The sequence below is a fragment of the Shewanella atlantica genome (assembly GCF_003966265.1).
Taxonomy (GTDB): domain Bacteria; phylum Pseudomonadota; class Gammaproteobacteria; order Enterobacterales; family Shewanellaceae; genus Shewanella; species Shewanella atlantica.
Map to the genome: position 1 here is coordinate 1 of NZ_RXNV01000001.1, position 13393 is coordinate 13393.

Sequence of the window (13393 nt, forward strand, 5' to 3'; positions counted from 1 at the left end):
GTCCGCCGCTCGACAGCAAAGTAGCAAGCTACTTTCTGTTTCCGCTCGACTTGCATGTGTTAGGCCTGCCGCCAGCGTTCAATCTGAGCCATGATCAAACTCTTCAATTAAAGTTTTTTTGTTCTCATCCTATTAGGGATGAAGAACGGCTCAATGAATTATACTGTTTTTCATCAATCACTCTCTAGAAAGAGAATGTTAATGAAGCTACATATTGCTATGTGTCACTCAGTACCTCTTATAAAAGAGATAATCATTGAGAAAATTTTTGACTACTTCGTGAGAAGTAGTTTCGAATAACTCAACACCTGTGAGTGTCCACACAGATTACTTGATAAATTGTTAAAGAGCGTAGCACCAATTTTTCAGATGCTGCCGTTAGACGCTAGGTCATTGGCTTCGGGATGCGTATTCTACGTATTCCCGCTGTTGCGTCAAGTGCTTTTTTAACATTTATCTTTGACTGACTACTTCTTATACAAGACGCACCAACCAAAACATTAAAACAGACTATCTGCTGGATTTCCCTTAATTGAAAACCCTACCTTCACAGCTCGTGCTCACTCATCTTTATCGACTAAAACCAGTGGATAAGCCAGTAAACATCTGCTCTGCCGTGTCAGTGGTTGCGCATTATAGGGAGTTTAGTTCTCAGCGCAAGCGCTTATTTCAAGAATACTATCGAGTGGACAGTAAACAGGCATAACGGTTAATTTTCACATTATATATGCACATTTAAACCGCATTACTGATGTAGAGGGCAAAAGAAGGTTATCTATATAAGTACTAGCTAAGAGCTCGTACTTATATAGGTAGTTTGGAACAGGCAAGCTAAGCTCTAAAGAGTTAACTCACCTATGCCTCAAACGGTACATACATAGAAAGGTTATAGGCCAGCTTTAAGACCAGTCGGTATAACTAGAGGCTTTTTAAATACGCCGGAACATCGGCAATCGAATCGAGTACCACGCTGGCAGCAGCAATGGCTTCTTCGGTCACCGATTTTCCAGTGCGTACTAATATACGCGTCGGGATCCCTGCCGCTTTGGCTGCTAACATATCATCTCGCTTGTCACCGACCATCACCGAATGCTTCAGCTCAATCTTAAGAAACTTGGCCGCGGTCAACATCATTCCCGGCTTTGGTTTGCGACATTCACAGTCCTGCTTATAGTCGCCTAACCCCTTTTCGGCGTGGTGAGGGCAATAATAGATACCGTCGAGCTCCACTCCTTTATCGACAAAGTTCCAATCCATCCACTCGGTCAAGCTGTGAAACTGATCTTCACTATACATACCACGAGCGATCCCGGACTGATTTGTCACTACAGCTAGTTTGTATCCCATCTCTTTCAGGGAGCGACAGGCATCAAATACACCTTCGACATATTCAAAGTCATCGACCTGATGAACATAACCATGATCGACGTTGATGACACCATCTCTATCTAAAAAAACTGCAGGGCTCACGTGTTTAACTCCATAATCAGATATAAAATTATTATCCCATCCATTTGAGTAAATTGCACCGCGAACTTGCCTATTTTCATTATCTTCAATTGAAATGGATAAAATATACAAATATAGTATAGGAAAATATTTAAATTCACCCACAGATAGCTTTATCAAAACCTGCTTTCGTAGCGACTTTGTGCATTTCACTCGTCACAGATACTGTTCGTTACAAGTACTGTGCGTTACAGGCTGAGTTGTAAAGCCAGTGTATTTTAGCCCTACCTTTAAGCGGGTATCATCGGTGATCTCAAAAGAGCCTGTAATTATGACAAATACCTATCAGATAAGAAGAGAAGCACTGTTGAAGCAACTACCGAAGAATAGCTTAGTCATTCTTTGTGGTTATCAACAAAAGGTCAGAAGCAAAAACATTAAGTATCATTTCAGGCAAGATAACGACTTTCTCTATCTAACTGGCTTCGATGAACCAGATGCCGTTGCTATACTCGCTGCCGATAAAGGTGCTGCTTCAGGTGTTAGCTTTACCTTACTATGCCGCCCTAAAGATCCGACCCAAGAGGTCAGCTTTGGTGAACGTGCCGGTATTGAAGGGGCAATTGCAAACTTCCATGCCGATGATGCCTTCGATATCACCGAGCTTAATGAAGTTGTCTTATCAAAAATAGCCGAGCATCAACATATATACATCAGTGATGAACTCAACCGTTTCTCTACTCAGATCGTGGGCTGGCTAGACCACCAAAGAACGACAACCCCTTTTGATACGGTCAAACAGTACCGTAGCCTTACCCCCCTGGCAAAGTACTTACACCCCATGCGCGTCATCAAGAGCGATGAGGAGATCTCTCATATAAAGGCGGCGGTTGCAGCCTCTATCGATGCACATAAAGCAGTTATGCAAGCCTGCAAACCAGGTATCAATGAAGCGCTGTTATCTGCAACCTTCAATTTTACCCTCTCCCAATTCGGCAGTACCGATGTCGCCTACCCCAATATTGTCGCTGCGGGTAACAATGCCTGCTGTCTTCACTATGAGGAAAACTGCTGCACGGCTGAAGACGGACAGATGTTGTTGATCGATGCCGGAGGTGAGTTAAATCATTACGCATCGGATATTACCCGCAGCTATCCGGTCAATGGTAAATTCACCGAAGCGCAGAAACGCATCTATCAATTGGTATTAACCGCACTCGACTCTGCCATCGCAAAAGTACAGCCCGGTACCCGCTGGAACGAACTTTATGAAACCTGTATGGAGGTGATGGCCAAAGGGTTGTTAGAGCTAGGCTTCTTAAGTGGCAGTATCGAAGAGGTAATGGAAAGCCAGAGTTATAAACGTTTCACGGTACATAAGACCGGCCATTGGCTCGGCATGGATGTACACGATGTCGGCCCCTATCATGACAGTGATGGTCAATGGCGGACACTCGAACCCGGCATGGTATTCACTATTGAGCCGGGAATTTATATCCCATTGGACGCCATAGACGTTCCCAAGGATTACCGGGGGATGGGGATTCGTATCGAAGATGATATTCTTGTCACCAAAATTGGTTATGAAAACCTATCGGCTGGTGTACCTCGCACCATAGATGAGATCCAAACTATGATGGCCTGATGTTTTCCAAAAACGGGAGGCTTATCCGATTTACGCCTCCCCCGTTTAACGCCCGTTCCCGTTATAGCCGAACATTATCGAGTCACTATTTCTGGAGCTATTTCCCCGGGCCCATTGCCAGCTGGTGATAAGAACTTCATAAACACTCAACAAGGTGTTGAAACTTGAGGTTCAGAGCGCGATTGCTCGCATATTTGAGAGGTATCGGCCTTGAACCTATAAACCAGATGCAGCCCTCTTTGACTCGGTTTGATTTTTATCGCGCCATGTAGTCGCTGCACAATAAGGTTATATACAATCGACAAACCCAATCCGGTCCCTCCCTGATCCCGAGCCGTTGTATAAAATGGTTCAAAAAGATGTTCACCGCTGTTACCACAAAGCCCTGAACCATTATCGATAAAATCGACCTCAATTTCATCCGCTGCAATCTGACTTATCTGTATGCTAATGATATTGTCCTGCAAACCGTTAAAACCATGAAGTAAGCTGTTATTCACTAGGTTAGTGATAACTTGTGCATGTAAACCCGGTAATGTCTTAATACAGATTTCCTTCGCACACGAAAGGACAACCTTTACATCTTTGGGGCGACATAACGGCTCCAGCGTGGTTAACAGTTGCTGGTAATAGTCTTTAACATTGATTGTTTCTACTTCAAGATAGTGCTGTTCGGCTGCCATCCGTTTAAAAGATTCAATTAATGTTTTAGCCCTTATTAACGTCTCCCCCTGTAGCCGTAATGCCTGATCTGTTTTGCTCAGATAAAGATTCATATCGTCGACTGACAATTGACCTTGGGTAATTTTTTTATCGAGGCGGCTCAACTCAAGCTCCATCATGCTATGAGTGGTGATAGTTAACCCAAGCGGGGTATTAACTTCATGTGCTACGCCGGCAATCAACTTGCCTAACGCCGCCATTTTATCGGCTTCGACCAACTGCTCCTGAGTCCGCCTTAACTGGGTGATCACCTTCGACAGATCTTCAGTACGCTGCTGAACTTTGAGATCTAAGCTATCATTGAGTCTCTGCAATGACCTTTCATACTCTAGTCGCTCCATCTCAGCAGCGGCACGTCCTGAAAAAATTTGGAATAAGGTGATGACAGACTCTTGTTTAATAATAGGTGTCTTGTATAAGGCAACCATGAGCCCCATCACCTTACCTTTGGAATCATGCAATGGCGTCCCTACATAAGCCTCCAATTCCAGATCAATCAAAATTTGGTCGTCAGGATAAAGTGAACACACATCACTGGGAAAACAACAGACACTATTTCCCGCCACATCCGCACAGGGGGTATCGGCTAAAGAGTAGGTAAAATTTTTGGCTAGCTTACCGTTTTCAACATAGGTGATGGTTTCTGACCTATGCTTCCTCTCATCGATTTGGGCAATAAAAGTAAAATCGGCACCAATGACCTGATCAAGCTTTAGCGTCAGCCTTTCAAAGAAGTCCAGGCCATAAGCATTAGATACACCTTCAATTATGTGCTTAACATGCTTTTCCATCAGTATTTCCTAATCAGGGTAGTCTTGTCTTATCTGCATCAAGGCATCGAAATTTTCTATGGCTTTATCCACTAACAGCGGGTCAAATTTTTTGCCTCTCTGCTCCTTGATATATGCCAGGATCTGTTCACGCGACCAAGCATCCTTATAACTCCGGTTAGAACCCAATGCATCGATCACATCGATAATAGACATAATACGAGCTTCAACCGGAATATTCGTATCACTCAGGCCTTCAGGGTAACCACTACCATCCCAATTTTCATGATGATAGCGCGCCAATCTTGAACCTAATCTGGCTACCGGTAAATTTGACTTATCCAACAGCGTACCGCCCACAGCTGCATGGCTCTTCATCAACTCCCACTCACCTGGATTCAAGGTTCCCTGCTTATGCAAAATATTGTCGGGAATGGCCACCTTGCCAATATCGTGCAGTGGTGCAGCCACTTTCAGCGCTTGAACAAATGAATGAGGCAAACCAAGAGAAACGGCAAGCAGTTCGCACATCAAAGAGACACGCTTTACGTGTAAACCCGTCTCTTTACTGCGAGCCTCGATGGCATCGCCAACGATATAGAGCAGTTCGCGCTGGCTCTTATGAGTCTGTTGTTGCTGAACCAAGCTTTCAAGAGTCAGCGCTATGTTAGTGGCGTACATCTCCATCAAGCCCCTCTTAAAGTGTGTCGGGGCATAATCAAACTCGATATAAAGCACACTCGATGCCTCTGCAGAAGCCTGATAGAAACCAATAAAATGTTCCTGATTAAATTTGTTCTCTTTATTCGTAAATGCTTGCCGGATCTTATCGTTTACATTAACGGGGATGCTATCTAAGCTTTGCGGTGTTTCGCCAAATCGACCGGTGCACGCCAAATATGTCTCTTGGCAGTCATCATAAAAATCGGTTTCCTGCCTGACGATGTAAACAGCTGAACTCTCTAACTTCATTAAGGTTAATAAATTATTGAGAGCCGCAGTGGCAAAGTCGGCTAATTGAGTGACTTTCAGGACATTGGTGGATGATGTGATCAAACGCTGAAAAGCATTTTGGCTTTTTAAGATAGTCTTAATATCACGGAAGCCGCGAATACCAGCATAGACCGAAGTGATCATCTTGGTTGCCGTGAGTTCTGTCTTGGCTTTGTAGTCATTGATGTCGTACTGGCTGATCACCTGCTCTTCGGGCGCTAATCCCGCTTGACCGGTGCGTAAGATAATACGGATACTGATGTTTTTTAACTCTTCCCTGATCCAAGTTACTAACTGTAAACCAGCGTCATCACTTTCCATCACGACATCAACAAAGGTCATCGCGAATGAGACATCAGACTCAAGCAGAGACTTAGCTTGTGCCGCAGAATAGGCACTGTGCAATTGAATCTTCCGACCTAAGACCTCTAGATCAGCCAATATCAATCGGGTCACATCATGGACAGCTTGGTCATCATCGACAATGAGAATATGCCAAACCCGCTTTACAGGCTGCCCGTGAACGGCATCAGAAACTTGAGACGCTGGCTGAAAAACAAATTTATTCATAGATATCCATATCGACAATAATGTATAGCAGAATAAACATTTTTTTTGATGTAAGCAAGCTTAGGGGAAGATTCAAAAAATGATCTAGCTTATTGAATTCAATTGAAATAACAAAAATCTAATTAATGATTTTTGAATTTTATTTAGCTGCATTTGAATCACCGGAACTTGAGAGATTTGAAGGAGAAAACACCCAAAATTAAAGTCATAATATGAGCTTTTGTAGATAATACCCTTTTAGCAGACAACTCCCTTAACACCGCAGCCTTGTATTTCCGATTAGTCTCAATGGTTCACAAAGCTGATGTACTACACTAACAGTAGGGTATTGATAAACAGGCACCTGTTCTAATGGATCGTAAACAGACCAGCCCTAATGAGCTCCCCCTGGCCAGGCGTATCGGCCTACCTTTACTGACTTTATATGGTCTTGGGACCATGCTTGGGGCAGGTATCTATGTTCTGGTGGGAAAAGTGGCCGCCAGTGCTGGCATGCTCACACCTCTTGCTTTCATCGTCGCAGCAATCATCGCTTACTTTACCGCCCTGAGTTACTGTGAGTTGGTTGCTCGCTATCCTATGAGCGCCGGAGAGGCTTGTTATGTGGAGCATGGGTTTAACCGAAAAAAATACGGCATTATAGTCGGCTATCTGGTCATTTTTACCGGAATCGTCTCTTCCGCCACCTTAATCAATGGCTTCGTTGGCTACCTGTCCTACTTTATCGATCTCCCCCGCTACATGATCATCATCTTCATGCTCATGTTATTGGGTCTTGTCGCGGCATGGGGAATAGCAGAATCCCTTTGGCTGGCAGCGGTGTTCACACTTATCGAAGTGTTTGGCTTGCTGTTAGTCATTGTTGTAGCCGGAGGTGCTTTACCAAGCTCAATCCCATGGCAGCAGGCCTTTATTCCCGACAATACTCTGGTATGGGGAGGCGTGTTAAGCGGCGCATTTCTGGCTTTCTATGCCTTTATCGGCTTCGAAGATATGGTGAATATTGCTGAAGAGGTTAAAACCCCCAAACAGACCATGCCCAGAGGAATAATACTGGCACTCATCATCGCAAGCCTGCTCTACATTTTGGTGGCATTTGTCGCTGTTTTTTCACTCCCCCAGAGTGAACTAGCCGCCTCAGACGCGCCGCTCAAAGATATACTCGTGCCCCATCACCCGATGGCCGGCCCCCTGATAAGCGTAATTAGCCTGTTCGCTATTCTCAACGGCCTGTTGGCTCAACTGATCATGGCATCCAGAGTGCTATACGGCATGGCATTTCAGGGGCGAGCTCCGGCTTTTCTCGCAACCGTCGGAAAGAGGACACAGACGCCAATCATTGCCACCATCATCACCACCGCAGTGGTGTTGATCTTCTCCCTTTGGCTACCTCTGGTCACATTGGCCAAGACCACCAGCTTTATTATCTTGATCATATTCGCCCTGATTAACCTTTCTCTATGGCGAATTCAGCGAAGAGAACCAGAAATTGAAGGCCATAAGAAAGGCGGCTGGCCGCTCATCGGTACCATACTCTGTCTGTTTCTAATAAGCGTTCAGAGTTATAACCTTCTTATCGGCGCAGGCTGAACACCTCATTTGTTATTGTTATTGTTATTTAAGAGGCGAAAAACAGATGGGCAAAATGTCTGTTTTATTAAAGTGCTTCAGAAATAGTTTTTCAGTAGAAAGTATCGTTCGGGGCTTGGGGGAAATCCCGTCACGACCTCAAATTCCGCAAGTTCCATTAGCTTACGACCAAGCCAGGTTACTCTGGTCTCTGTATCTACCCAAACCACGACTATTAAGACGTTTTTATAGATCGTCCGCTCCGATAATCTTCGAATGAGATCACCATCCTCGCCACGAGCAACGACAGATAAAGGCCTAGATTTTTCACTCACCATATGTTCAAAATTGTATTCCCGGACACCGGCAACAAGCCGAACGAAGACAGTCGTATCTTCTTCATTAATCCACTCAAAATGCACTTTTCCATTGCTCTGTATCTACGAACCAGCGTTCCTCGTAGATTTTATCACCTTCGAACTTGAACAAGACTGACAGTTGAGAGGCTGCAAGCTTATCGGATTTCCACTCAACTATTGAGACCACTTCAGCTTCCCCTTCAATCTGACGAAGATCGGTGATTTCGAAACCTGGCGGAAGGATCTCCCCAAGGCCATCCAACGCAGAACGAAATGCCTGTCGCCCCTCAAGGAGATCGGCTTGTCCCGGCATGATAAATCTCATTTCATCCACATAATCAGCCACTAAAGCATCGAAATCTCCGGCCCCAACCGCTTCCCAACCACCTTGCACTATATCGGCTAAACTCATGACTTTTACCTCCTATATGATTTTGTACTATCTAATTATAGGAGGTGTTCAGGACTCTATCCGTAAGTCCAAAATAGCTGCTCTTAGGAAAGTATATCTGATGCTAGATACTTGATTAGCTAGCTGCTTCGCATCAAATCAGCCATCTCAAGCAGTGACTGCTCGATATAGAGTTGCATCAACTCGAGTTTGTCCTGCATTGCGCTTCGACTCGTCATATTAAAACAGATGGAGTCATTGCGTTTAAAGTAGCGGATCCCATATCCGTCATCAACAATCGGCCCGTATCCCGCCAGTTCAACACCGTAATCTGACGTCGTGCTGGTACAAACCACGCTGTGATTCAGTGTCTGATATCCTTTATCGGTAAATATTTCCGGTAGCGTATCAATTCCAATGTCACGACCAGCCTCTTTATAGCGATATTTTAACGCCAGAAAATGGGAGTATACCCCCTGACCAAATCTGCACTCGTTTGCCCTTTCGATATGCTTGCGAGCTGCTTTAACGAGTGAATCGATTTTAGACTGAGTACTGCAGTTGGCATCGAGTATATTGTGAATAAATGCTGTCGACTCGGGCGAAACGGTATATAAGACATCGATTCGCCCATCGAGAAAGGTTCTGGTCATCACAGCTTCATAGGCACTATAGCACTTTCCATAAAGCTTATATTCAGCCAGCTGCAGTGCCAGTTGAACGAACGCATCGGGGCTCACGCCAAACTGCTTTATCTGATTTTTGCCAAACTGAGTAAAATTTAAAACCCTGGTCTGGGTATTTGCCGTGTGTTGAATAAACGAATCTGCGGCTGTACGAATTGTCTGTTTCAGCGCATCATCTAAATCAAACTCAATTTCGATGACGTTAGGGGAAATGGCCTGCATTGTCTCAACCCAAACGCTCCTTTCATCGAAAGAAATCTTATCAATAGTGTCATAGATATGTGCAATCAGGCGCAGCATCACAGAGCCATCCACCCCAGTATGTTCGAAATTCACCCCGGTCTTACCATTTTGAAAGACGATAAACTGCAGCGACTTGTCAAAGAAACGATCCCTGCCCTCTCCATGAAGTAACTGTTTTGATACATGGGTTATCTCTTCCGGGCTGCTCTCATCCAGACATAAGACAAAAGCCGCTTCTTCGATAACTGTCATCGCTTTTTTATTGTCAGCCGAGATCTGCAGAAGTTCTGCCCGGCTGTCTGCCCAGGCGTCTCGCTGCATTGTGGTTAGCAAACCTAAGTTTTGCCCTTTACCCGGGCTAGTGAGAATGCATTCCAGATCGTATTCAATCGCCGCTGGAGACCTGATACAACCTGTTGTATCGAGAACATCCAGCTTGTATATGCGCATACTATGCATAAGCACAATATGATTTCTGGATGATGAAACTTTAAACTCATCAGTTCCTGACAGTGCAATTCTTATTGAGGAAAAAAGGTTGTTGTACTGATTCATGCAAAGCGGCATCTCTTTCTGCATATCAGCCGTAAGCTCTTTCTTATCAATCAGAGCGATAAAATTGTAAACGCTGGCAATTAACGCAGCTGCAATATTTGCCTGTGAGCAAGCCTCTTCATCAAGCTTACTTTTCAGGTAATAAAATACATTACTGTTAATCACCAGAGGATCTCGTGATTCCAGATAAAGGTTTCGCCAGACGGGCGCAGACCAGCTCGATTGAGGATGTTGATTATTCCATTCAATCAGCTCATTCTGCAGTTTTTCGCCCTCTCCGCCGGACTGCACAAACTGCTCGAGCACCTCAGTGGTCTTCATTGACTCTTCTTGGGTTAATAACGGCTCAGCCCATTCAATGAGTTTACTGCAGGTTATCTTTAAGTCCGGCACAGGCATTACTGGTAACTTGTTTTTACTGCTAAATGTGTTCCCTAACAATCTTTCGACTCCTTCGTACGAAATAGATATTTTCTGGCGAACTCTCACAAATGAACGTTGGCAAATAACTCCAGAAAAAATCACACATAATTTATGTTTGGGTAATAAGCCGGGTTATTGGTAGTCATTCATTGAGCATAGGGCAAAGCTCAACTTATGAGGCTGCCGGCTGCGTCTATACTTATTTCCAATCAGCATAGTCTGCCGCCGAGGAGAAGGTGAGATTCCCTGTCTTTCCTTCCTTGTTTCAATCAATGCAGTTTGAGTGATTTGCTTGGGATAAAACCTACTGTCGAAATCGAATGTTCAACTACCACCCACAAAATAATTACAGTCAAAATAATTTTAGCTGTAATCACTGAGTAATTTTCGTTTCAACAAAAACAACCAAAACCCTGTTCAAACCCTGTAACCCAGCGCTTTTTGACCCGTATAATACGCTTAACTCGCTTCAATTCCAGTCCAGTTGGTTATTACTCAACACTGATCACGTTCGAGTCAACACTTGATAGTTAGAACACTAATCATTAGAATCGTTATTAATTGATCGTTCAATTAATAACGATTCAAGTGGAAATTGAAATAATTTATGCCAATATTTTCGATGAAATGCGTCTGACAACAGCAGCTTATTGATGAATTAAAGCAGGCATGACTGATAGGGACTTCAGACAAAACACTGTCTCCTTTTAAAACTGCCCACAATTACAATTTCAGGGTACGCGGCCAACCTAAACGAAACAGGTGCATGGCCTGCTCAGTCAGGTTCAATCTTTCAGGGTTTAAGTATCGTCATCACGATACTTAAGGGTTGAGGGAAGAAACTGCCTTTTTAAAATGCATAATCGCATTTTCCAACAACAAAACAACAGGTTAACTATGCTTCCCAATAATATCCACCCAGGGGTTAAATAATGACTACTTGGTTATCAATCGGCATTTTATTTACCTTTGCCGCAATAGCGTTTGTTATTTACCGTTGGGGTAATATGAAGTGTATTGGTGTCACTCCGGTACGTAAATTTACCTTCATCGCCATTCTCTTTACCTCAGGCTTAGATGTCGGATTAATCATGTTCCCGTTAACCGAGTTTGCGGGTTATGCCGATTTGGCAACCAGCCCTGAATATGGTTTTAGTAACCCCTTAGCCATCGAATTTGGTTTTTGGGCTTTCTTCATCTGGGCATTCTACTTTTTAACCTGTTTCTACTTTTGTGTAATTGAACCAAGAGTTAAGTTTTTCGAAATTCCGTTAATTAAGTTTATTAACAACTTAGTCATTATCGGCACCTGTGCCTTTACTGCCTACCTGTTACTCACTAACCTGCCCTGGTATTTACCTGACTTAGGTGACGGTGAAACCATTGTTGGCAGCTTCTACTTAATTGTATTTCTGGTGATTGCTGCGGCCGTGTATTCGAGTACAAATATTCGTTACGTCCGAATTTTAAGCCTGAGCAGCAGTTGGTTATTTTTGGGCTTAATCGCATTAATGTGGGCAGGTGCATTTTTATCTGATAACTCGAGTGTTGGTGAATTTTTCACGACTTTCGCTTTATTAGGCGACTACTTCACCAATCTGCATAACTTTATATTACCGATTAATGATTATCATGAATTTTACCTGTTCTGGTGGTTTGCGTGGAGCATCATGATTGGTCAATTTACCGCACGTTTTGTTGGCGGAATGAGAACCTATCAAGTATTAATCGCAATGATGGTATTCCCCTCTATCCCGATCGCTATCTGGTTCAGCGTACTCTATTACTACAGCGCTAACGCCATCTCGACGGCAGGCTTCTATAATCTGGCGATGGTGATCGTTGGTATCACATTTGTCATCAACTCACTCGATTCATTAGTTCGCCTTTATACCGACAACTTAAATCTGACCGTACAACGGTTCGGTAAAGTGCGTTATATCATCGGCAATATTGCTTTATTAAGCGCACTAACGTTGTTGTTTAAATTAGACTTCCTACAAATTCAGTGGGTTGGCGCATTAGCGATAGGGTTAATTTTAGGATGCTTCGGTTATATCCTATTGACTCATTATCAAAAGGTCGTTGAGATTGAGCGCTCACCAAAGGCGAACAAAATAGACTTTACTAAGATTGAACTCGCAAACTGACAAAGGTTTTAGCCGTTGGGTTACTGTTTTTTAAACTGCCGGGTTAATTTAGGCTTTAATCCGGCAGTTGAAGATAGAGGTAAGAGCAGTACTTTCTGCTTCACAACCCTATAGTTTATAAGAAAATTTTGTACATAGACTGAAAAATCAGAATAATGTCAGGCATTATTCTGATTTTTTTAATTTTGCGCATGAGTCTTATGATAATTTCTGTTATTGTACGCAAAAATTCAGGGGGGGAATTATGGAAAAGTACGACCAACTATTAATTTCACTGCGCCGTGTGATTCGAGCCATCAGCATACACTCTCGGCAGTTAAATAAAGAGTCTGGATTGACCGGTCCGCAGTTAATGGTAATGCGCAAAATTGGTGAACTTGACGCGCCGCTTGCAAAGCAGGTTGCTAAAGAGATCACTCTAAGCCCGGCAACTGTTACAACGATTCTCGACAGACTCGAAAGCCGTAACTTAGTCATCAGAACACGCAGTGAAACTGATAAACGCAAAGTGCACTTATCGTTAAGTGAAGCTGGCCAGACGCTATTAGTCGACTCGCCAAGACCACTTCAAGAGCATTTTATTAAACGCTATCAAAACCTTGAAGAGTGGGAACAAAGCCAGTTGCTTTCAGCCGTAGAGCGTATTGCATCTATGATGGATGCCGACGAGCTAGATGCTGCACCAGTATTATTGGTAGGACAAATTCAAGCCGATGAGTCTTTGTAATAGATATTACAAAGACCGTCTACTTATGCTGCGGGTAATACACCCGCTTCAGTGATTAACTGACTTCTACGCCCCACGCTTACCTATAACTGATAAGATTGACCACTATAATGGTCTACCCCACAAAAATAAGCCCTTCG

9 protein-coding genes and 1 rRNA gene are annotated in these 13393 nt (G+C 43.6%); 4 read left to right on the forward strand and 6 right to left on the reverse strand.

Features of this window, described 5'->3' with window-relative positions; translation table 11 throughout:
• Nucleotides 1–110, reverse strand: a 16S ribosomal RNA gene (locus EKG39_RS00005); the annotation flags it as partial.
• An 808-nt stretch (nucleotides 111–918) separates the two neighbouring features.
• Nucleotides 919–1470 carry a D-glycero-beta-D-manno-heptose 1,7-bisphosphate 7-phosphatase gene (gmhB, locus tag EKG39_RS00010; protein WP_185817490.1) on the reverse strand — a complete coding sequence of 184 codons (552 nt, stop codon included), beginning with the start codon at nucleotides 1468–1470 and terminating at the stop codon, nucleotides 919–921.
• A 310-nt stretch (nucleotides 1471–1780) separates the two neighbouring features.
• On the opposite strand from gmhB, the gene EKG39_RS00015 reads away from it, so the two are divergent.
• Nucleotides 1781–3094 (forward strand): aminopeptidase P N-terminal domain-containing protein, encoded by a 1314-nt coding sequence (locus EKG39_RS00015; RefSeq protein WP_126503055.1) that lies wholly within the window; start codon nucleotides 1781–1783, stop codon nucleotides 3092–3094.
• 146 nt (nucleotides 3095–3240) lie between these two features.
• Here the strand turns inward: EKG39_RS00015 and EKG39_RS00020 are convergent, their stop codons facing one another.
• Nucleotides 3241–4608 (reverse strand): GAF domain-containing sensor histidine kinase, encoded by a 1368-nt coding sequence (locus EKG39_RS00020; RefSeq protein WP_126503056.1) that lies wholly within the window; start codon nucleotides 4606–4608, stop codon nucleotides 3241–3243.
• 9 nt (nucleotides 4609–4617) lie between these two features.
• The gene (locus tag EKG39_RS00025; RefSeq protein WP_126503057.1) at nucleotides 4618–6150 is read right to left on the reverse strand and encodes an HD domain-containing phosphohydrolase; all 1533 of its coding nucleotides are present in this window, start codon (nucleotides 6148–6150) and stop codon (nucleotides 4618–4620) included.
• Between the two features lie 351 nt (nucleotides 6151–6501).
• Between EKG39_RS00025 and EKG39_RS00030 the strand changes: the two genes are divergently transcribed.
• Nucleotides 6502–7740 carry an APC family permease gene (locus EKG39_RS00030; protein ID WP_126503058.1) on the forward strand — a complete coding sequence of 413 codons (1239 nt, stop codon included), beginning with the start codon at nucleotides 6502–6504 and terminating at the stop codon, nucleotides 7738–7740.
• A gap of 390 nt (nucleotides 7741–8130) precedes the next feature.
• Here EKG39_RS00030 and EKG39_RS00040 read toward each other — a convergent pair whose 3' ends face one another.
• Both EKG39_RS00040 and EKG39_RS00045 read right to left on the reverse strand, forming a co-directional pair.
• The gene (locus EKG39_RS00040; RefSeq protein ID WP_126503062.1) at nucleotides 8131–8490 is read right to left on the reverse strand and encodes a nuclear transport factor 2 family protein; all 360 of its coding nucleotides are present in this window, start codon (nucleotides 8488–8490) and stop codon (nucleotides 8131–8133) included.
• Nucleotides 8491–8609: 119 nt separating this feature from the next.
• On the reverse strand, nucleotides 8610–10352 hold the full coding sequence (locus EKG39_RS00045; RefSeq protein WP_126504673.1) for a choline/carnitine O-acyltransferase: 1743 nt from the start codon (nucleotides 10350–10352) through the stop codon (nucleotides 8610–8612).
• Between the two features lie 956 nt (nucleotides 10353–11308).
• Here EKG39_RS00045 and EKG39_RS00050 point away from each other — a divergent pair.
• Together EKG39_RS00050 and EKG39_RS00055 are read left to right on the forward strand one after the other, a co-directional pair.
• Nucleotides 11309–12526 carry a BCCT family transporter gene (locus EKG39_RS00050; protein ID WP_126503064.1) on the forward strand — a complete coding sequence of 406 codons (1218 nt, stop codon included), beginning with the start codon at nucleotides 11309–11311 and terminating at the stop codon, nucleotides 12524–12526.
• Between the two features lie 244 nt (nucleotides 12527–12770).
• The gene (locus EKG39_RS00055) at nucleotides 12771–13253 is read left to right on the forward strand and encodes a MarR family winged helix-turn-helix transcriptional regulator (RefSeq protein WP_126503066.1); all 483 of its coding nucleotides are present in this window, start codon (nucleotides 12771–12773) and stop codon (nucleotides 13251–13253) included.
• Nucleotides 13254–13393 lie beyond the last annotated feature (140 nt).

What these genes read in the sequence shown, in the direction of transcription:
- EKG39_RS00015 (WP_126503055.1), top strand. Translation starts at nt 1,781, where the DNA reads ATGACAAATACCTATCAGATAAGAAGAGAAGCACTGTTGAAGCAACTA.
- EKG39_RS00055 (WP_126503066.1), top strand. Translation starts at nt 12,771, where the DNA reads ATGGAAAAGTACGACCAACTATTAATTTCACTGCGCCGTGTGATTCGA.
- EKG39_RS00030 (WP_126503058.1), top strand. Translation starts at nt 6,502, where the DNA reads ATGGATCGTAAACAGACCAGCCCTAATGAGCTCCCCCTGGCCAGGCGT.
- EKG39_RS00040 (WP_126503062.1), bottom strand. Translation starts at nt 8,490, where the DNA reads ATGAGTTTAGCCGATATAGTGCAAGGTGGTTGGGAAGCGGTTGGGGCC.
- EKG39_RS00050 (WP_126503064.1), top strand. Translation starts at nt 11,309, where the DNA reads ATGACTACTTGGTTATCAATCGGCATTTTATTTACCTTTGCCGCAATA.
- EKG39_RS00045 (WP_126504673.1), bottom strand. Translation starts at nt 10,352, where the DNA reads ATGCCTGTGCCGGACTTAAAGATAACCTGCAGTAAACTCATTGAATGG.
- EKG39_RS00025 (WP_126503057.1), bottom strand. Translation starts at nt 6,150, where the DNA reads ATGAATAAATTTGTTTTTCAGCCAGCGTCTCAAGTTTCTGATGCCGTT.
- EKG39_RS00020 (WP_126503056.1), bottom strand. Translation starts at nt 4,608, where the DNA reads ATGGAAAAGCATGTTAAGCACATAATTGAAGGTGTATCTAATGCTTAT.